General features: G+C 45.8%; 12 protein-coding genes. 8 read left to right on the forward strand and 4 right to left on the reverse strand.

Annotation, left to right across the window (positions count from 1 at the left end; all coding sequences use genetic code 11):
* Window positions 1-269: 269 nt before the first annotated feature.
* On the forward strand, window positions 270-6,353 hold the full coding sequence (locus O59_RS06390) for a putative Ig domain-containing protein (RefSeq protein ID WP_007640715.1): 6,084 nt from the start codon (window positions 270-272) through the stop codon (window positions 6,351-6,353).
* Window positions 6,354-6,530: 177 nt separating this feature from the next.
* Here O59_RS06390 and O59_RS06395 read toward each other — a convergent pair whose 3' ends face one another.
* Window positions 6,531-9,656, reverse strand: a complete 3,126-nt coding sequence (locus O59_RS06395) for an FG-GAP-like repeat-containing protein (protein ID WP_081489659.1) — start codon at window positions 9,654-9,656, stop codon at window positions 6,531-6,533.
* Between the two features lie 150 nt (window positions 9,657-9,806).
* Complete coding sequence (locus O59_RS06400) at window positions 9,807-10,577, reverse strand: IclR family transcriptional regulator (protein WP_007640718.1); 771 nt, start codon at window positions 10,575-10,577, stop codon at window positions 9,807-9,809.
* 279 nt (window positions 10,578-10,856) lie between these two features.
* Between O59_RS06400 and O59_RS06405 the strand changes: the two genes are divergently transcribed.
* The 3 genes from O59_RS06405 (at window position 10,857) to O59_RS06415 (ending at window position 13,846) form a co-directional block, all read left to right on the forward strand.
* Window positions 10,857-11,621, forward strand: coding sequence for a phytanoyl-CoA dioxygenase family protein (locus O59_RS06405; protein ID WP_007640721.1), 765 nt, complete (start codon window positions 10,857-10,859; stop codon window positions 11,619-11,621).
* A gap of 87 nt (window positions 11,622-11,708) precedes the next feature.
* Window positions 11,709-12,788 carry a hypothetical protein gene (locus tag O59_RS06410; RefSeq protein ID WP_007640722.1) on the forward strand — a complete coding sequence of 360 codons (1,080 nt, stop codon included), beginning with the start codon at window positions 11,709-11,711 and terminating at the stop codon, window positions 12,786-12,788.
* A 173-nt stretch (window positions 12,789-12,961) separates the two neighbouring features.
* The gene (locus O59_RS06415; protein WP_157152500.1) at window positions 12,962-13,846 is read left to right on the forward strand and encodes a diguanylate cyclase; all 885 of its coding nucleotides are present in this window, start codon (window positions 12,962-12,964) and stop codon (window positions 13,844-13,846) included.
* A gap of 7 nt (window positions 13,847-13,853) precedes the next feature.
* Here O59_RS06415 and O59_RS06420 read toward each other — a convergent pair whose 3' ends face one another.
* Together O59_RS06420 and O59_RS06425 are read right to left on the reverse strand one after the other, a co-directional pair.
* Window positions 13,854-14,591 (reverse strand): SapC family protein, encoded by a 738-nt coding sequence (locus O59_RS06420; protein ID WP_007640728.1) that lies wholly within the window; start codon window positions 14,589-14,591, stop codon window positions 13,854-13,856.
* A gap of 20 nt (window positions 14,592-14,611) precedes the next feature.
* Window positions 14,612-16,168, reverse strand: a complete 1,557-nt coding sequence (locus O59_RS06425; RefSeq protein WP_007640731.1) for a tryptophan halogenase family protein — start codon at window positions 16,166-16,168, stop codon at window positions 14,612-14,614.
* A gap of 244 nt (window positions 16,169-16,412) precedes the next feature.
* Between O59_RS06425 and O59_RS06430 the strand changes: the two genes are divergently transcribed.
* From O59_RS06430 to O59_RS06445, 4 genes are all read left to right on the forward strand, one after another.
* The gene (locus O59_RS06430; protein WP_007640733.1) at window positions 16,413-17,465 is read left to right on the forward strand and encodes a UDP-glucose--hexose-1-phosphate uridylyltransferase; all 1,053 of its coding nucleotides are present in this window, start codon (window positions 16,413-16,415) and stop codon (window positions 17,463-17,465) included.
* A 13-nt stretch (window positions 17,466-17,478) separates the two neighbouring features.
* Complete coding sequence (gene galK, locus O59_RS06435; RefSeq protein WP_040391644.1) at window positions 17,479-18,636, forward strand: galactokinase; 1,158 nt, start codon at window positions 17,479-17,481, stop codon at window positions 18,634-18,636.
* Window positions 18,637-18,686: 50 nt separating this feature from the next.
* On the forward strand, window positions 18,687-19,607 hold the full coding sequence (locus tag O59_RS06440) for a 2-dehydro-3-deoxygalactonokinase (protein WP_007640737.1): 921 nt from the start codon (window positions 18,687-18,689) through the stop codon (window positions 19,605-19,607).
* Window positions 19,608-19,696: 89 nt separating this feature from the next.
* On the forward strand, window positions 19,697-20,791 hold the full coding sequence (locus O59_RS06445) for a family 43 glycosylhydrolase (protein WP_007640738.1): 1,095 nt from the start codon (window positions 19,697-19,699) through the stop codon (window positions 20,789-20,791).
* Window positions 20,792-20,876 lie beyond the last annotated feature (85 nt).

Genomic DNA, 20,876 nt, shown 5'->3' on the forward strand with positions numbered 1-20,876 from the left:
GTCGGTAAATCCTGTACATAAGCGCAGGGAATTGTTACTGCGGCTAATCCATTTCTGAGTTGTGTTTTCAGGGTTGCGCTACCCAATTTCCGGGCAATTAGTCTAAGGGCGCTCATCTGCACGCGCTCAAAACAAGTTTGTTGTCGGGCATCTTGGGACTTTTTTGCGACACTCATCCTATCTTGGTGTAAAATGTTAACAATGCCAGCATGTGGTCAACACGCATATTCTTGTCCTCAGGTGTTAGTCCTAAAATAGGTTCGATATCTATGTCAAGGTCACCGCGTCGCCCTTTAATTGAAGCTCTGGAGCCAAGATTATTGTTCTCTGCCACCGCAGATATTGCTGTCTTCGATGATGGCAATTCTGATTGGCTGTCTTTAGCGCAGGCGGCACAGCAGGTCGATCTGGTTAGTATCTATATGCCAGATACCCCGCCGATGATGGAAAGCCAGGATTCTGGGCTTCAATCCGTTCCTGATACAGATCCTCAGGCCGATATTGCACCCAACACTCAATCTTCCGCTACTACGCTGGTATTTGTTGATACAGGGGTCGATGGTTACCAAATTTTGGTTGAAGATATCCGCAACCGTACATATGCCGACTCCACCGCCATCGTCTATCTCGATACCACCCAAGACGGCATTGCTCAAATCAGCAATTATCTTGCTAGTGCTAGCAGCATTTCAGTCATTCATGTGATTTCTCATGGTGTGACCGGTAATCTAATGCTCGGAAATCAAGTACTTAATGAAAATAATATTGACCAGTACGCCCAGCAATTTGTGGCTTGGAACATGGCGTTGAGCGATGAGGCCGATATTCTCTTGTATGGCTGTGATTTGGCGGCAAACCAAAGTGGTATCAACTTATTGCGCCAATTAAGTGATTTGACCGGCGCTGATGTAGCGGCAAGCAATGACCTTACCGGTAATAGTCGTGAAGGTGGGGATTGGGTATTGGAGATTAAGTATGGGCAGATAGATGCCCCCGAACTTTTTTCTGCCAAGTCATATCTTGAGTGGCAGGGGTTGTTGGCTGGTTCCAACCCTCCTACTGGTACCGATATATCTATTCCTATCTCTGCAGGAAGTGCCTACACCATCTATGCTGCTTCCTTTGGTTTTCATGAAACCGTTGATAGCCCTTGGGATGTTATGGCGGGAGTAAAAGTTACTACATTGCCTGCTGATGGCACCTTAACCCTTAGCGGCATTGCGATTACAGCTGGTCAAACGGTTACAAAAAGCGATATCGATTTTGGTTTTTTGAAATATACGCCGGATGCAGCCGCTGTAGCGGCTGGCGCTTCGAGCTATACCTTTCAAGTGCAAGATAATGGTGCGAGCAATACTCTCGACATGACCCCCAATACCATGAGTTTTACAATTTCAGGGGCCGTTAATCAGGCTCCAGTTGGGACAAATAACGTAATCGATACACAGGAGGATACGCCTAAAGTTTTAACAGCGGCTAATTTTGGTTTTAGTGATCCTGACGGCAATAGTTTTGCTGGTGTAAAAATTACTGCTATAAGTGGTGGTGGCACATTCTCGGTTACGGGAAGTGGCTCTGTAAGCGTAAATCAATTTGTTACTATTGCTGATATCAATGCGGGAAAGTTAATTTTTACCCCTGCAGCCGATGAAAATGCTACGAATTATGCGGTATTGACGTTTCAGGTTAGAGATGATGGCGGTACTGCGGGCGGTGGTGTGGATACCGACCAAAGTGCTAATAACCTTCAAATTGACGTGAGCTACGTGAATGACAATCCCGTTAATACAGTTCCGGCGGGGCCGATTACTACAGTAGAAGACACGACTGTTGCTATTTCGGGTGTTAGTATTAGCGATATCGACGACTACAATCTTTGGGATGTGGAAGTAACCTTAAGTGTTAGTCACGGTGTTTTATCTGTTAGTGGTGGCTCAGCCGCTATTTCAGGTAGTGGTACCGCCACCGTGGTATTAACCGGCACTATGGCGCAAATTAATGCAACACTTGCCGCTACGCTTAACTACACCCCAGCCAGTAATTTTTTTGGTGCCGATGTTTTCACCATAGTGACCAATGATAAAGGTGCAGGTCGTACCGGAGACTTTGATAAAACAGATACAGACACAGTAGTCATCAACGTTACTTCAGTTAATGATGCACCTATCGTTGCCAATGCAATTCCCGATCAATCAACCAATGAAGAGTCACTTTACAGTTATACATTTCCAGCCAATACCTTTAACGATGTTGATGGCAATACGCTGACCTATACCGCTACTTTATCGGATGGAAATCCACTTCCTGCGTGGCTCAATTTCAATGTGGGTACGCGTACGTTTAGTGGTGTCCCTGATGACGGCGATATTGGCACCATCAGTATTAGAGTTACCGCCAACGATGGATTTGGCGGAACAGTAAACGACACCTTTGATTTGACCGTAGTCAATATCAATGATTTGCCCTTTGTGAATATTCCGATTCCTAATCAAAGTGCGACTGAAGATGCAGTGTTCAGTTACAGTTTTCCAGCCAATACATTTGGCGACGGTGATGTAGGCACTAGTTTTACTTATACTGCGACCCTAGTTGATGGAAACCCATTGCCAGGTTGGTTGAGTTTTGACTCAGCCACGCGCACATTTTCAGGTACGCCAGCAAATGACGATGTAGGCACTCTCTCGGTAAGAGTCACCGCGAATGATGGTGCAGGGGCAACGGTTTCAGACAATTTTGATATCCTCATCGCGAACACCAATGATGCGCCGACGGTGGTAAATCAAATACCGAATCAGAACGCGACCGAAAATTCGCTGTATAACTACACTTTTCCAATCAATACGTTTAATGACCAAGATGTAGGTGACACGTTAACCTACAGCGCGCAAATTCCCGGTGGGGCGCCATTACCGGCGTGGCTTAGCTTCGATGCGGCAACCCGTACATTCAGTGGTATACCCTCCAATGGCGATGTTGGGAATGTCACCATCGAGGTAATTGCAAATGACGGCACCACCACTGTGTCGGATTTTTTTGATTTGCAGGTTCACAACGTTGGTGCCACCAATGTTAATTACGAATCTTCGGGTGCTGCGACAAACACTCAGTCTATTTCTGCGGGCGTGCCTCTTTTTCAATCGTTTGCACATGACAGCGTAGGCGCAACTTACACAATCGATTCAATTGTTTTGCAAGTCAGGAAGGATCCCTCCGCCAGTGTGCAAACTATTACCGTCTCATTAATATCATCGACTTATAATGGTACGGTGGTTGCCAGTGACACTAAGTCATCTGCTGGCTTGAATACTATGTTGAGCTGGGAAGCATTTAATTTTTCTGGCGTCGCGCTAAACGACAATCAAATTTATTTTATAAGGGTTGAAACCACCAGCAATGATGGCCTAGTAAGCGTGGGCATTCACAATACGAATGTTTACCCCAATGGTTCATTTCACTCCAGCACGGGCACACCCGATCCAGATCGTGATTTGGCGTTTCAGGTATCCAGTGGCGTAAACAATAATCCTCAGATCGCCAATCCAATTCCCAATCAAAACGCAGCGGAAGATGCCGCGTTTAATTTTCAATTTGCCGCGAATACGTTTAGTGATGCAGATGGCGATACGCTGACCTACAGCGCAACTATGGCCGATGGCAGCGCGCTGCCAGCATGGTTAAGTTTTAATGCCGCAACTCGCACATTCTCGGGTACTCCTGTTAATGCGGACGTAGGCACTATCTCGATTAAGGTGACCGCCGACGACGCCAGAGACGGTACGCCCGCGACGGATACCTTTGACTTAGTGATCGCGAATACTAACGATGCGCCTACGGTTGCCAATCCAATCCCCAATCAAAATGCGATTGAAGATGCTGCGTTTAATTTTCAGTTTGCCGCTAATACATTTGCAGATTCTGATGTTGGCGATACGCTCAGCTACAGCGCGCAACTTGCCGGTGGCGGGGCATTGCCCGCGTGGTTAAGTTTTGATGCAGCAACGCGCACCTTCAGTGGCACGCCAACGAATGCTTTTGTCGGAACTGTATCAATTGATGTAATCGCCAATGATGGCAATGGCGGAACAGTGACTGACACATTCGATATTGTCGTCGCCAACACTAACGATGCGCCTACGGTTGCTTTCCCAATTGCAGACCAGAGTGCAACTGAAAATACCGCTTTCAACTTCACCTTTGGCGCCAATGTATTTGCTGATCCCGATGTTGGCCACACACTGACTTACAGCGCGCAACTTGCTGGCGGCGCACCCTTGCCCACTTGGTTGAGTTTTAATCCTGCCACCCGTACTTTTAGCGGTACACCTGCGCTTGGTGATGTGGGCAGTATCAATATTGAAGTCACTGCGAATGATGGACAGGGCGGTTCAGTGAGCGATGTTTTTGTGCTCACTGTTACTGGTTTGCCGGTCAATGCCCCGCCGTTTGTGCAGTCGGCTATTGCCGATCAAGTAGCTGCTGAGAATCAACGCTTTGATTTCAGTTTTCCCGTGTCGACCTTTGTTGACCCGGAGGGTGATCCGTTAAGTTATTCCGTCCAATTGGTAGGCGGTGGGTCTTTGCCAGCCTGGTTAAGTTTTGATGCCGCGACGCGCAGTTTTAGCGGTACTCCGACGGCGGGCGATATCGGCAGCATCAATGTATTGGTGACGGCGAGTGATGCAAATGGCGGCTCTATTAGCGATAGCTTTGTTATTGTCGTGAACAACGTTAATGACGCACCGGTGCTGGCCAATCCTCCGGCCAACCAAACCGCGCTGGAAGATGTGCCGTTCAGTGTAACTTTCCCCGCGAGCATGTTTACTGATGCCGATGTGGGCACCACCTTAGTCTATAGCGCGCAATTAGCTGGCGGCGCGCCCTTGCCAAGCTGGTTGGTATTTGATGCCGCGACGCTGAGTTTTAGTGGCACACCTAGCCAGGCGGACGTTGGAAACCTAAGTATCCAAATTATCGCGAGTGATGGCATGGCCGCTGCGACAGCTCAATTTGAGTTGACCGTGGAAGAGGTCAATGATGTACCTGAAACCACTGGCAATGTCGTTATCAATAATATTGAAGATGCGGCTGGCGACCAGGTTGATTTATGGGCCTTGTTTAGCGATGAGGAAACTGCCACCCGCAATCTGGTGTTTTCTGTCGTTAGCAATAGCAACCCGGCCTTGGTGAGCAATGCGAGTATTGATCTTGCCTCCGGTAAATTGCAGTTGAACTATGGCGCCAATCAATTTGGCAGCAGCGATGTGGTGGTGCGTGCACAAGATGAGCAGGGCGCTTGGGTTGATGCATTGGTACGCATCAATATCGCCTCGGTAAACGATGTGCCTGTGTCAAGCGGTATGGCGGATATCAGCGTTAAGGCCGGTGCTGCACCCCAGCAAATGAATCTGCGCACTGTATTTAGCGATGTGGAAAATGGCACCACGCTCAGCTGGACACTGATGCAAAACAGCAATAATAGCGCGGTTCCCAGTATTCAAATCGACCCGGCTACTGGCCTTATGACGCTCTCGTTTGCCTCTCAAATCGGTGGCGAGTCAACCATTACTCTGCGCGCGCAAGACAATGATGGTGCTTGGGTAGAAACCTCGTTTAAAGTCACTGTAGCTGCGTTGGAAAAGCCACCCGTTACTGTGCCGCCGGTAGAGCCGCCAACCCCTCCAACAACGCCGCCTACCACACCTCCAACAACACCGCCTACCACAGATGGGCCAAAAGCCCCTGATGGTGCAGATACAGATCTGCCAGAGATTCCCGGTGAATTGCCAAATCAGGGTGGCAATAACAGCCTTGAGCCACTGCTTCCCGATGGCTTGGACGCCCAACGAATTATCGTGGAAACCGGCGATAGCAACCACACTGACACGGTGATTAACGATAAGTCCAGCCGCGATTATGAACGTGCTGAGGAGGTCAATAGCGATGGCAATGTTCCGCTTACCACCTTAACCGCCTCACCTAATCTGGCAGGCTTGATTGCGCCAGACGCCGGTTTTGCCCCTTGGGAAGAGGCAGATTTTGATAATGAAGTGCGCCGTTTGCGCGCCCAAATGGATGAGGCCATGGTGGAAGAGCAGGATCGCAGGACCGTGGTGGCTGGTCTGACTTTTTCTGTCACTACCGGTTTGCTGGTGTGGTCTTTGCGCGCGAGCAGTCTATTGTTAACCATGATGTCTATGCTGCCGCTCTGGCGCGGGCTTGATCCGCTGCCTATTCTGGAAGAAGTAAACAAAAAGAAAAAAGAATTGGAGCAGCAGCGTAAAGATAAAATTAAGGAAGACAGGGAAGCTCACGAAGTGGGTTATCTTTTTGATCAGGTTAACAAAAAAGAGTGAGATATTTCATTGATGAAAATAATGTTTATTATTGGTTCATTAATATTGAAAAATTGAATTGAGAGAGTGTCTTTATAAATTCGATGAACTGTCAAAAGACCAAATAGTTTTCAAACGTTTAATTTGAATCTTTTGTGAGTAAATCCGTCCTTGGACATAAATAAAAATTGAAAGTGTTTAGTGGACAGAGGGAACAATCTTTATATCATCAATAGTGGCGTCATACATTTTGCCATTACTGGATACAAATGAAGCACGCAGTTGGTAAAACTGGCCTGCGGGTAGCTCGGCACTAGGGATTAGATCTTCAAACGAAAAGGTCATGGTGGATTTTCCTGATTCGGTTTTTAAGGCGCTTGCATCTATTAGGACTCTGTCTTTCACTGGGACCCATTTGGATTGAAAATGGCGCAGCCAAAAGCGAATTCCCCCTTCATCTGACGCAATAACTCTATTACCTGATCCGGCGTGGTATTCGACGGTTAAAGTAATTTTATCGTTTTGAGTCCATACCTTATCGCGCAATTTTTTCTCATTCGTAAATTTTATAAAGGGTGCGATGGTCGGCGCCACGTGCAGTTTTATGGTGTCTTTGACAGTGGGTTGTTTTGCGGAAGCTACTTTGATAATCGCAGTGCCGGGTTGTAGTGCGGTGATTGTTCCCGCTGCATCTACCCGCACGACTTTTATATTGCTACTGCTCCAGATGAGTTCCGAGTTGTCGGCATGAGCTGGAAATAAAGTTGCAGTGAGTGTAAGGCTTTCACCCACCAATAATTTTGTCGGTGATGGTTCGAGTGTTAGCGATTTTGCGGGCACGGCAAACCAAGGCTCAATGGTAATGTTGCTCTGCGCATTTACTCCATTAGTGGGGCTGGTGGCCGTTATAGTCGCGCTTTGGCCATTGTTACCCAGCGCGGTGATTTGGCCTTGCTGATCTACAGCGATAATATTTTCATCGCTTGATGACCATTGCAGCCGGGTGTCACCATTGGCTGGTGTTAAGTGGGCGGAGAGGTTTAATTTTGTACCTTGGCGAAGATTTGTTTGTGCCTGTTCAAGCTGCAGACTTTTTACATCTGCTTTGTCGGTATCAAATAATTGATTGGCAGGTTTGTTGGTGAAATATTGTGTTTCACCATTGCGCCATCTAATACTAATGCGCTCAATTGTTTGCGCACTCCCTAAACCAAAATGCACAATGTTTAACAGGCTTTGGGAAAAAACGCCTCCCGCTGAACCTACCCGTTTGCGATAAACACCTTGCGCGGTGGTGATTTTAACCTCAGCGCCTATGGCATCCACATGAGCTTTAGGTGAATAACCCACTCGTACTAATGCGTAATTTCCGGTTTCATTTTTTTTGTTGCGATAAAGATACCACTCACCACCTTCACTGCCATTTAATAGGTCTAGGCCGCCATCCAAATCAAAATCAAAGGCTTGGCCCATATCACCATTGCCGGGGCCGCCAACATCATTGGCTCCGTGTTGTGTCAGCGTGTAGAAATGACCTTTGCCATCGTTTAATAGTATGTAATCAGAAATGCGCGCACCAATGTTCCCCCAGCGATAAAGAAATAAATCCTGATGACTGTCGTTATTAAAATCACCCGTGGTGACACCCAATGTATTGCCTCCGGGTTGAATCTGCCATTCGCGTGATACGTCAGTGAATTTTCCACCGTCATTGCGCAATAGAATGTCATTCATGTTGCGATTCTCTGGAATAAATTCGGTAGTGGTGCTAGTAACGCCAGAGAGACTAAATTTAAAATTCCAAAAAATATCCCCATTGCGAACTAATGCGGCTTTCCAGTGGCCTTTGCCCAAGTAACCAAAATAAACACCGTTTTCCGCAATATTATCCGGCCAGCCTTGCGCTTCGCTTGGGTCTATTTCCAGCACCTGCCCAGCAGAAATCACTTTCGATGTTTTTTTACTGCCCAGAAAAAAAGGATAATCTTTTCCTCTGAATTCACCCTGCGCGAGAAAATAATAATTGTGCAATTTGATTTTTCCTGCAGCGGTGAATTCGAATTTATCCACACCTTTAAAGCCGCGTGGTTTGATCGAAAACTCCTGCGTGATGGGGTCGTGATCGACTGCAGGTGCTTCGCCTTTGCCGTGTTCAACTTCTTTGCCGCGTGCGAGGTAAAGATCCTGATCGCCATCATTGTCGATATCCAAATCGGCGACTGCCATTATGTTGTGTAAGGCAATGACATCGGCGGGGAATTGCGCGGTAATATCGGTGAAAGTGAAATCGCCATTGCCCAGCCAGACAGAAAGTGGGCCAAATAAAATTACATCATCAATGTTGTCGTGGTTTAAATCCGTTATCAAAGAGCGCGATGGTTCCTGATCTTGCAAGTCTGCGATTGTGCGTTGCGTAAAAGTTCCATCACCTTTATTTTCGTAAAAAAAATGTTGCGGCTTTTCATGGGTAAGGCTGGATTCGTTAATGAGCATTAAATCCAAATCGCCATCCAAATCCATATCTGACCATTGTGCGGCGCGGCCACGGCCTCCTTTGTTGATACCTACATCACCTGTAGTGAGTATCATTGTGCCATTGTCATTGGTATAGAAATTGGCTTTGGAAGGATCTGTGCCATTGCCGCCACCTTGGGTGACAACCAAATCCAGATCGCCATCATTATCGTAATCACCAGCAGCGGTGCCGTGCAGATCGTGCATAAACCAGCGCGCCAGATTTTGACTGTGTTTGGTTACAGTACCATCGCCATTATTCCAATAAAGTTTGCTGCTCTCTTCATTGTGATTATTCACAATGAAATCGTAATCGCCGTCGTTATCTATATCGGCGATTGTGGGGCCCCCGTATTTAATTGAACTGACTTTATCTATACCAGCGCTAACGGAGATGTCTTCGAATTGAGGTACATGCTGATCGGGGATATCTATAAATTCAAGACGCTGAATGTTGAGTATTGCGTTGTTGGCTCTAAGGCTGAGCTTAAGTTTTCCCGGCGCAGGAAGTTTGATGAGCGCGGTTAATTGCTGCTGACCAGAGTGCGGAATATCAATATTGTCGAGCAGTAATTCATCGTTGGCGTAAAGACTAAAGTTGGCATAGTTTTTTGGGTTGTCGACGACTAACACCATTTTTTTTATTAAACTGCCTTGAACCTGATATTGAATTGTTTTCGGTGTTACAGGGTCGAGATCAATATCGCTGACAAGGGCGGCGGCCTGACTGTTGATTGCGCTTAGGAGCAAAACTGTGCAGAGAAACGATAGATATTGAAGGCAGGAATAGGGTACTTTTTTTATCATCATCTAACTCACCATAAAGTTATAACGGTAGGTATGGCGGCATCACGCAGCGCATTAATGTGCTACTTGATGCGGCCGAGCCTAAACTTTAACTCAGTGTTCGGATTGGCGATAGTTAAATGTTGACAAAATTTGATGAAGGGAGGGCGCGAGTTACAAATCCCCTAGCTGCTGCGCAATTTTATTTGCAGTGGTCACTACCCGTGTGTGCAGTTCTTCCTGTGCTATAGCGGTGCTCCAGTGCGACTTGAGCGGCGAAATAGCCAATGCCGCAATCACTTTACCCTCTGGTCTACCAATGAGCGCGGCAAAATCGGTGGCGCCTTCGATAAAAGGGCTTGGTGCCGCGAGGTAGCCATTTTGTTTTATCGGTTCCAATTCGTTGATCAGGGCAGTGCGTTTATTTTTACTGAGTTTGGCGTAGTCGGCGTCGCGCTCCAAAATCATATCGCGCACGGCTGGGTTGCTATTGGCAAGTAACACCTTGCCTGCCGTGGTTGTCATGGTGGGGAATAGGGAGCCTTCACTCATATTGAGCGAGATAGGACTGTGGCCGCGCGCGTGCACAATAATCATGGTCTGGCTTTGGTAGAGCATCGCCAAATAGCAGGATTGGCCAATGTTGACCGCCAGATCTTCCATATAGGGCAGCGCGCATTGGCGCATTTGATCGATAGGCGAAATACTGCGCGATAGGTTGTACAGCTTGAGCGACAGCCGATAGCGCCCCGATAGTTCATCTCTCACCAAATAACCCCGCGCCTCCAGGCCGACCAGCACCCGATAAATATCATTGGGGTTGCGCCCCAAACCTTGGGCGATCTCAGTTTGAGATTTGGGCAGCTCCTGAGTCACCAGGTATTCCAATATATCCAGCCCTTTATCCAGAGCGGGAACCGCGTATTTATTGCTGGCAGTAGTCAAAGTCGTTTGATCCTATTGTCTGGTGTCTAGCTCGATTTTTCAGGGTGAGGCAAGCCATGCATTCTTGTCCATCAACTGGCTCACCCGCAAATTAGTTCATTCACAAAAATACCCTATCCGCCGTCAAATAAACAGAAATTACCGGTTTTGAGTATAGGTTTTTTATTTTTATAGAAATAAAGTATTTATATATAAATAAAATGCTTGCCTTTTAATATCTGTTAAATGATGATTGTTAACAATGCGAGCATGCAGACATAACCCCTTGGAGACCAGATAATGAATGCAAGAAAACTGACTCAAGAACAGATTGATGCCTACCATCGCGATGGCTATGTGATTGTGCGTGGCTACTACACGCCAGAAGAAATCAAACGCTTACAGGATGCCGCCTTTAATGACGACTCTTTAAATGAGCGAGCCTGGCAGAAAAAAGATGGCACCGGAAAGGTGAGCAAGGTGTGCTTGTGGCAACAAACAGGCGATGATTTTTACAGTATGTTTTCCCGTGGTCGTCGTTTGGTGGATACCGCAGAAACCTTAATTGGTGAGCCGATTTATCACACCAGTACCAAAATTATGATGAAAGAACCCTTTGTGGGTGGTGCCTGGGAATGGCATCAGGATTTTGGTTACTGGCATCGCGATAACCTTATGCTGTATCCAAAATCCTTGAGTTGTATGGTGGCAATTAACCGTGCAACGGTAGAGAACGGCTGTCTACAAGTGTTGAGAGGATCGCATCATTTAGGGCGTTTGGATCACAGTAAAACCGGTGATCAAAAAGGTGCTGATATGTTGTTTGTGAACGAAGCAATGAAATATCACGAGCTGATCAATGTTGAATTGGAGCCGGGTGATACTTTGTTTTTCCATTGCAATTTGCTGCACAAATCTAATGAGAATCGGTCATCCGAACCGCGCTGGTCCATGATTTGTGCCTACAACGCCATCACCAATCAGGCGTTCCAGGAAAACGAAGCGATTTATTATCCTTTGTATCCCGTTGATGATGACGCCATTCTGAATTGGAAGGCTGCATAACTTTTTCAGTCGTGTTGTTGATTATTGCTCTGCCGGAGTAGTGCTCGGCAGAGCTTTTTTATTGTTTTATTCGGAGCTTGCCCGCCAATGATTAAGCAAAATATTCCCTTGCCCAAATCCAATATTGATCCACATGGTCTGATTGTAGGGCAGGGCGATTTTCAATATCGGGTTAATAGTCACTGGGGTTTGCTTGATGCGCAAAAAACACCGGTAGAAAATTGTCATGGCTTGGCGATGGATTCGCAGGGGCGCATAGTGATGGTGACCGATCATCCGCGCAATAACGTGATTGTGTATAACAAGGATGGCAAATTGCTCGATGCCTGGGGCACGCAATTTCCGGGAGCACATGCGCTGCGCATTGTTAATGAAAACGGTGAAGATGTTATTTATTTGGTGGATAGTGGTTGGGTGCTGAATCGCAATTGGGATGGCAAATCTACCGATGATTGGGCATCACCCTACAATAAAGTGATTGCGCAAAGTGGCTTCATCGCTAAGCTCACCTTGGATGGCCGTTTGATTTATACCATTGGTCATCCACAAACCATTGGGGTCTATCGCCCGGATCAACCTTTTCGCCCGACCGACATAGCCGTGGCGCCCAATGGCGATCTCTACATTACCGATGGCTACGGCTCGGATTATCTACTGCAGTACGACGCCAATGGGTGTTACATTCGTCACTGGGGTGGTGGCGATAACGCCAACCCTGCACACAATTTAAAAAACACCCACGGCATAGAAGTGGATTTACGCAATCCGCAAGATCCGCATTTGATGGTGAGCTCACGCGCAGAGCGAGCATTAAAATTATTTGAACTCAATGGCGATTATCGCGGAGCAATCGATGCGGCCGGAGCTTACATAGGTGGGCCGGTGTTTAGCGGCGATCATTTTTTTGCCCCGGTATGTTGGTCGCATATCGATGGAAAAAATGCCGACGATTCAGGTTTTATTAGTGTGTTCGATCGCGACAATCGTGTCGTCGCTAATCTTGGTGGTACTCAGCCTGAATATCGCAATGGTGTTTTGCAGCCTATGCGCAGCACTTGGGATGTATTCAACCACTGTCACGCACTCTGTGTGGATGAAGATGAAAACTTGTATGTGGGTCAGTGGCGAGCAAATCAAACCTATCCGTTTAAATTGGAGCGGTTGTAAGCGCTATTAGCTTCATTATTGGGTGTTATTCCATTTTATATATTTTACGAACTTGGAATGAACAATATAAAATTTCAATAAATTACTATTCAGGTATATTCTGTAAGGGTAAAAAGTTAATGTGTATTCATAAGAGTTATAGATGATCTAAATATCACAAAGGTCAATTGTTAGTGATGCGTAAAATTAAAATAATAAAGCATGCTTTAGTGGCTATTTTCTTATGTAACAGTTATATCTGCACTGCCTGCAGTGTAACCGCAACAATTCCATTAATTGAATCAGAGAAGGATCAGCTTATCTATGATCTTTTGGCTTTATCTTTATCAAAAACGGGGGTTAAGGTTTGTTTAAATCAGTTAGATCAAGTTATTACTGATGCGAGAAAGTCTCGCCGCGTAGAAAAGGGAACCTTAAGCCTAAAATGGTCATCTGCCTCTAATCCTTTGGAGAAAAATCTTCGTCCGATAAAAATTCCTATTTTTAAAGGGTTGCTGGGATATCGTATTTTTGTGATTCGTAAGGGCGATCAAAATCGATTTAACAATATAAAAGCACTTGAAGATTTGCGTAAGTTAACGGCGGGGCAGGGTTATTTTTGGGGCGATACAAAAATACTGCAAACCGCTGGAATTCCGGTTGTTACCGCAGCACAAGGGCGGAACCTATGGTCGATGTTGGCCAGTCACCGTTTTGATTATATGTCCTTGGCGGTGCATGAACCTTGGCTGGATCTTGAGCATCGCGCCGAGCTTCAGCTTGAAGTGGAAAAAACCCTGCTATTGGTTTACCCGTCGGCATTGTTTTTTTATGTGTCGCCAGATAATAAAGTGCTTTATGATTTGATTTTGTCCGGTATGGAAATTGCGATTAACGATGGCAGTTATGATCGCTTGTTCTATCAGTCCGGAATGATTCAGGCTGTAGTTGAGCACGCTAACCTTTCTGCGCGTAAGGTCATCTATATTAATAACCCTTTAATAAATAGGGATGTTCTTCCGGCCGATCCTAGATATTGGTTCTCTTTGCCATTACTGAATTTTATTCCTGCACAATAATATCGCCCTACGCCAGTGGGGTAATGAGATTGCTTTTCCAGGAAATCAATTTTTCTAAATGTGTGGCTGAGCTAAGTAATAAATAGCAAAGATTTAAATAGCCTTTTTTATGGCACTCTTCAAGTGCTGCACCACTGAGCTTTTGCAGGGCATTTTCGTCTATACCATAAAAACCTTCCAAGGCTGATTGTGCGCCGTTGTTGAGTGTTATATCCAACGTAATAGGCATTAATAGCTTATGTTGATGCAATCCTTGTAAGGCGATGCGCGATAATTGTGCGCCGCTCATAAGCTGTGTAATCATTTTTTGGATTCGCAGGAGGTAGGGGGATGGATTTCCATTATGGTCGAATATCGCTTCTGCTTTCTCATGGGCAATATTTTCCAGCAGTTCACTGGATTCATTAATGGCTATTTGGCCTGTGGCTTTTGGGTTGTTTTCAGAAAATATCACTTGAAATGGATGCCTTAATAGATCCATAGGTATAAAGCGTGCGTTCCATTGCCCATGTTGGAGATACAAATTTTCGCCAGTTTCAAAACCCAAAATGGCATTTAGTTGAAATTGCCCCGTAATACTATTTTTATTAATGAATATGGGATATTCGTGCACCAAATTTGAGAGTTCATTAATATTAATGTAAACACGATTAACTTGATGATGGGTGCTATTTAAGTTGGTGGTGTTTACACCTAGCTTATTGTGCTTAACGGGGTCTAGTAAAACAATGTTTCCAGTGTTCATGAAATTTTCCTCATAAAGCCTTAGATGCTGCTAAGGCCGTATAGATTAATTTTTTGTAGTAGTTTGCGCTGTGTCGGCAAAATATCTAGTAATTGTCTGGTAATCATTTTATTTTTCATCACCAATTCGGCCGCCATTTTTTGTATTTCCGCGGGGGTACTGAAAACGAGGTTGGTTTTAAATCCCATACCATATAAAACATATTGATAACTTAGTGCATGGAATATTTCACCGGTGCGGTCAAAGTCATAGTGTTGAGGCGAAGTGTTTTGCCAGAGTAAAAGGCGCTCACTTAAATCTAGTGGAGTGGTGCTTGGTTGGCGATTGTCTTGCCAAAAGGGCGAGTCATTTCGTTGGTTTAAAAGATAGTGCAGTTTGAGAAAATCTACTGCTCGCTCCCATCGATAACTAAATCGCTCATTAAACCGTTTGGCAATAATGGGTATAGCGGAAGTGGTCCTAGGTAGCTGTTCGGCAATCATTAATGCCGAGAGTTCAACCATTACCAATGCTGAGGCTTCCAAGGGTTCCAAAAAACCGGCAGAAAGGCCTACTGCCACACAATTATGTTTCCAGAATTCTTTGCGATAACCAGAGTTAAAATGAATTTCTCGTATGCTGATGTGCGAGCTATCACCGCCAGTTTCATCAATGTAGTTAATTAATTGTTGCGTGGCATGATCGATGGATTGATATTCCTTGGCAAATACATGCCCCACACCGCGACGAGTGGGTAGGCCTATATCCCAAATCCAGCCAGCTGTCTGCGCACTCGAAAGAGTGGCAGATGCTATAGGGCTATCCTCATAGGGGTAAGCAATTTGTGTGGCGAGTGCGCAGTTGGTAAATAAAATGTCGCTTATTGAAATTTTTTCAACGCCTAATGTTTCCCCCAATAACATTGCTGTAAAACCTGTGCAGTCAACAAATAAATCACCGGTAATTATGCCTGCACGGTCTGTTATTAATGATTGAATGTGTCCATTTTCTTGCTGCGTAATTTCTGTTACCTCGGCAAGAATATGGTCTACGTGAAGGTTGGTTAGGCAGTGCTTTCGTAAAAATTCTGCGAAGCGGCCAGCATTTAAATGGTAGCCATAATTAACGATGGCATCATATTCAGCCGTGGTAATCGTCTTGGGCGCCAAACTTGCTTCGCATATGGCTTCTTGCGGATGAAATGCGGTTGAGAATGACATAGGATCATTGGTATTCAACCAATGCTCTGCCAGATTAATGCTGGATTGACCTTGCGGGACGGAAAAAGGGTGATAGTAAAAATCTTTTTCTGAACCATCTTTCCAGCGTAAAAATTTTGACCCTTGCTTAAACGCAACATCGCACTCACGAATAAAGGCGGTTTCGGATACACCTATTTTTTTTAAGGTTGCGCGCATGGTAGGCCAAGTGCCTTCACCTACACCAATAATAGGTGTCGACGGTGATTCACAGAGCGTAATCTGGAGCTCACCTTGTTTGATTTTGTGTTGATGCTCAGCAGCAATTATTCCTGCCGTTAGCCAGCCAGCAGTACCGCCACCGACAATCACGACTGATTGGATGAGGTTGTTCGTCATTATTCATCCTTTTTGCGGGTTGCGCAGACAAGCATGTTGGTCTTCATAGAGCAGCCTTGGTAGCGCGCGAAAAGGTAGCGTGCGAAAAACAGGTTGGTAAAAATATGTGATTTATCGGTTTATTGTAGGTGCATATTCTATCTCAATGGTGTAAATTGTTAACAATAGGCAATTTCAGTAAATTGTAGCACGTCTACATGATGGCGCCAGTTAACACGATAATCAGCATTAGTTGGATGGGTATATGAAACCAGTGTTTGTATTGAGTGATCATCCACACCGTCGGTTTAATCCGCTGACGGGCGATTGGGTGTTGGTCTCACCTCATAGAGCCAAGCGCCCCTGGCAGGGTCAAATTGAAGAGCTGGCGGCGGATGATAAACCTGCCTATGACTCGTCTTGCTATTTATGCCCAGGCAATACCCGCATCAATGGTGCGGTGAATGACAATTATATCGGCGCTTATGTGTTTACCAATGACTTTGCGGCGTTGGAGCCGGAAGATAGGGATTATCAAAGCAGTAGCGATTTGTTTTGTGCCGAGAGTGAGCGCGGTACCAGCCGTGTGATTTGTTATTCCGAAAGCCACAATAAAACCCTGCCAGAAATGTCTCAGGCAGCGGTGACAGAGCTTATCGATACCTGGTGCGATTTATATCGCGAATTGGGTGAAAGTCATTCCTGGGTACAGATTTTTGAAAATAAAGGTGCGATCAACGGCTGCTCTAACCCTCATCCCCATGGACAAGTTTGGGCAACAGGTTCGGTGCCGACATTGCCGCAGCGGGAAGATGAAAAGCAGTTGGCTTATCAACATAAGCATCAACGCCCAATGCTGCTGGATTATGCGCAGCAAGAGCTGGCCTTTAAAGAACGTATTGTGGTGCAAAATCAGGATTGGTTGGTGGTAGTTCCTTATTGGGCTAGCTGGCCATTTGAAACGCTGCTGTTACCGCTGCGTCATGTGCCTGATATGTTGAGTCTTTCTTTATTGGAACGCGAATCACTGGCCGATATTCTGATTCAATTAACAACGCGTTACGACAATCTATTTAAAACCTCCTTTCCTTACAGCATGGGGTGGCATTGCGCACCTTTTACTGCAGAAGATCATAGCCATTGGCAGTTGCATGCCCATTTTTATCCGCCGTTGTTGCGCTCGGCATCCATCAAAAAATTCATGGTGGGTTACGAAATGCTGGGTGAAGTTCAACGCGATATTACTCCTGAACAAGCGGCGCAGTATCTGCGCGATCAATCCGCTATTCACTATAAAAATGCGGCATCTACAGATTAAAAGGTAATTGGTTATGAGTATGTTGGAAAATGTTACCCAGTGTTTTACCGAGCATTTTGATCAATTGCCGGATTTTGTTTCCAAAGCGCCGGGGCGGGTTAATTTGATTGGCGAGCACACAGACTATAACGATGGTTTTGTATTGCCAGCAGCGATTGATTTTTTCACGCTGGTTGCCACCTCTGCGCGACAAGATAACTTAATTAAAGTGATCGCGCTGGATTACGCCGGGCAGAGCGATGAGTTTGCACTGAACTCTCTCTATGAAGCTCATCCCATCCAGATGTGGAGTAATTATGTCCGTGCCGTTGTGCGCACATTGGTAGATCGTGGTTATCAGCTCAAGGGCTGTAATTTGGTAGTGTCAGGTAATGTCCCTCAAGGCGCTGGTTTAAGTTCTTCGGCATCTTTGGAGGTTGCCTTAGCGCAGGCGCTTTTAACCGTTGCTGGCATTCAAATTCCGGCCACCGAATTGGCTTTAATTGGCCAGGCAGCGGGAAACAATTATGTCGGCTGTGCCTGCGGCATTATGGATCAACTGGTATCGGCTGGCGGTCAACAAGGTCATGCACTATTGATCGATTGTCGCAGCTTGGAGACTACACCAATCCTTATGCCGTCTGAGTTGTCGATTGTTATTATCAATTCGGGTGTAAAAAGAGGCTTGGTCGACAGCGAATATAATTTGCGTCGCGAGCAGTGTGCAGAAGCTGCGAAATTTTTTAAACAATCGGTTTTGCGCGATGTAACCAAAGAACAATTTTTTGCTGCTGCCGATCAATTACCAGAGCTGGTGCGCAAGCGCGCGCAACATGTGATTGAAGAGAATGAGCGAACCTTGAAAGCAGCTGAGGCATTGGCAACCAATAATGCCGCACTGTTAAGTCAGTTGATGGCGGAGAGCCATGGGTCCATGCGCGATTTGTTTGAGATCACCACCCCTGAAATTGATTATCTGGTGGCAGCGCTGGATAAAGAATTGGGCAGTGATGGCGGTGTGCGTATGACCGGCGGCGGTTTTGGCGGTTGCATCGTCGCTTTAGTGCCACAACAAAAACTGTCCATAGTTGAGCCCATTCTGGCTGATTACCAATTAAAAACGGGTTTGATCGCCACGCCTTTTATCTGTACACCAGAGCAGGGCGCTAGTTTAGTAGCCTTGGAAAGTTAATATTCTCCTCGTGACTCTTTGTACCTGTTGAGGGCTATATCTTGGGTGAGATGATTGCCATTGATTGGGGCGGTACCAATTTTCGGCTACAGGTAGTGAATGCTGTAGGCGATATTGTTTATAACATTACCCGGCCAATTGGCATTAACCAATCATCGCGCGCCGAGCTTGAGCAATGTTTAATTGATGCGACTACACAATTGCCTGCGCAGTATGCGAGTGCACCGATTGTGATGAGCGGTGCAGTGGGTTCGAATATTGGATTGTATGAAACGCCTTATATTGAATGTCCGGTGAATCCTTATCAATTGGTCGAGCATTTAATTAATATTCAAGTGAGCGACATTAATGCTTTTATCGTGCCAGGAATTAAAACTCATGTGCGCGAAGGTTTGCCTGACGTCATGCGCGGTGAAGAAACCCAAATTCTGGGTTGGATGCAGCAGGCAAGTAGAGCGGAATTAAAAGAGGCACTCCTGTGTTTGCCCGGAACCCACTCTAAATGGGTGCTAGTTAAACGAGGAGAGATTGTTGATTTTTACACCGCATTCTCCGGTGAGCTTTTTGGCAGTTTATGTGCACAGAGTTTGTTGGTGAGCGGCACACAAATTCATGATGAAACCGCGTTTCTTCAGGGCGTTAAGATCAATACGAGAGATACTTTTTTATTGAATTTAATGTTCAGCGCCCGCTCCAGAGTGTTAGCAGGGCTACATGAAAAAAATGTGAGTGCTGCGTACCTATCGGGTGTATTGATAGGTGCCGAAGTAAAAGCAGCAATGAAACTGTACGGAAAGAAAAAAAATATACATCTGATTGGTGCAGATCTTTTAGTGAATAGTTACGCCACAGCGATACAAATTTACCAAGGGAAATCGATTAAACATCAAGGAGCATTGATGGCAGCAAAAGGGGCAAGGTTATTGGCTAATCGATTTTTAGTGAATCACTCGCTGGAGCGCCGCGCCTGACAAAAATCGTATCTACTAAACCGTATACCGAATAAACGCTGTTTCTGATAAAAATAGTTCAAGTCATCATGTTAAAAAGTGAGTGAGATATGGGTGATCTTCCAGAAAAAAAATTAAGCAAAGCCAGTCTTCGTGCAATTGAGCGCGGTTACGATCAAAAAAATGCCGACTGGGTATTTGAATTTGATGTAAAACCCCTGGGCGGCGATTTTGCCTATCAAGAAGGTGTGATTCGACGCGACCCCTCTGCGGTTATTTTTGTCGATGGTCTCTACCATGTTTGGTATACCAAGGGTGAAGGTGAAACTGTTGGTTTTGGCAGTGCTAATCCGGAAGATAAGGTATTCCCCTGGGATAAAACCGAAGTTTGGCATGCCACCTCTGCGGACGGTTGGGATTGGAAAGAGCAGGGTCCGGCAATCACTGCGGGCGTGCCCGGTAGTTATGACGATCGCGCGGTATTTACCCCTGAGGTGCTGGCTCATGAAGGTCGCTATTATTTGGTCTATCAAACGGTTCAAGCGCCCTATTTAAATCGCACTAAAGAATATATTGCCCTCGCCAGTGCAGATTCGCCCTATGGCCCCTGGGTTAAATCGCCTGCACCGATTTTAGCGCCGGCGGATAATGGTGTTTGGGATGGCGATGAAGACAACCGTTTTCATTGCAAGATTCGCGGCGATTTTGACAGTCACAAAGTACACGATCCCTGTTTGATGTTTTATCAAAATAAATTTTATCTTTATTACAAAGGTGAAATTATGGGGGAGCGGATGAACTTTGGTGGCCGTGAGATAAAACACGGGGTTGCCATTGCCGATAAAATTGAAGGGCCTTATGTGAAATCGGAATTTAATCCGATCACTAACAGCGGTCATGAAGTTGTTGTGTGGCATGTGAATGGCGGCATTGCCAGTTTGCTCACGACCGATGGCCCGGAAAAAAATACCTGCCAATGGTCACCGGATGGTATTAACTTTGACATCATGGCGCATATTAAAGGTGCACCAGAGGCGTTGGGTTTATATCGCGACCCCGCTGCGGACACTCAAGACCCTATGGCTGGATTGGCATGGGGGCTGTGCCATAAGTACGATCCCTCATGGAATTGGAATTATATTTGCCGCTTCAAAACTCGCCGCCAAATATTAGATCCTGGCACCTTTCAGAACGTCGCATCCTGATTAATCTTTTACCTTGCATCTCTCAAGCGCTGCGATAATAAATTTCGCAGCGCTTTTTCGTTTTCAGCTTATTCCCGCCTGTCTT

The organism is Cellvibrio sp. BR (assembly GCF_000263355.1).
Lineage (GTDB): Bacteria > Pseudomonadota > Gammaproteobacteria > Pseudomonadales > Cellvibrionaceae > Cellvibrio.

Bases quoted from the DNA above. Each gene is read 5' to 3' on its own strand.
- O59_RS06390 (WP_007640715.1), top strand. From the start codon at position 270: ATGTCAAGGTCACCGCGTCGCCCTTTAATTGAAGCTCTGGAGCCAAGA.
- O59_RS06395 (WP_081489659.1), bottom strand. From the start codon at position 9,656: ATGATGATAAAAAAAGTACCCTATTCCTGCCTTCAATATCTATCGTTT.
- O59_RS06405 (WP_007640721.1), top strand. From the start codon at position 10,857: ATGAATGCAAGAAAACTGACTCAAGAACAGATTGATGCCTACCATCGC.
- O59_RS06410 (WP_007640722.1), top strand. From the start codon at position 11,709: ATGATTAAGCAAAATATTCCCTTGCCCAAATCCAATATTGATCCACAT.
- O59_RS06420 (WP_007640728.1), bottom strand. From the start codon at position 14,591: ATGAACACTGGAAACATTGTTTTACTAGACCCCGTTAAGCACAATAAG.
- O59_RS06425 (WP_007640731.1), bottom strand. From the start codon at position 16,168: ATGACGAACAACCTCATCCAATCAGTCGTGATTGTCGGTGGCGGTACT.
- O59_RS06430 (WP_007640733.1), top strand. From the start codon at position 16,413: ATGAAACCAGTGTTTGTATTGAGTGATCATCCACACCGTCGGTTTAAT.
- galK (WP_040391644.1), top strand. From the start codon at position 17,479: ATGAGTATGTTGGAAAATGTTACCCAGTGTTTTACCGAGCATTTTGAT.
- O59_RS06440 (WP_007640737.1), top strand. From the start codon at position 18,687: ATGATTGCCATTGATTGGGGCGGTACCAATTTTCGGCTACAGGTAGTG.
- O59_RS06445 (WP_007640738.1), top strand. From the start codon at position 19,697: ATGGGTGATCTTCCAGAAAAAAAATTAAGCAAAGCCAGTCTTCGTGCA.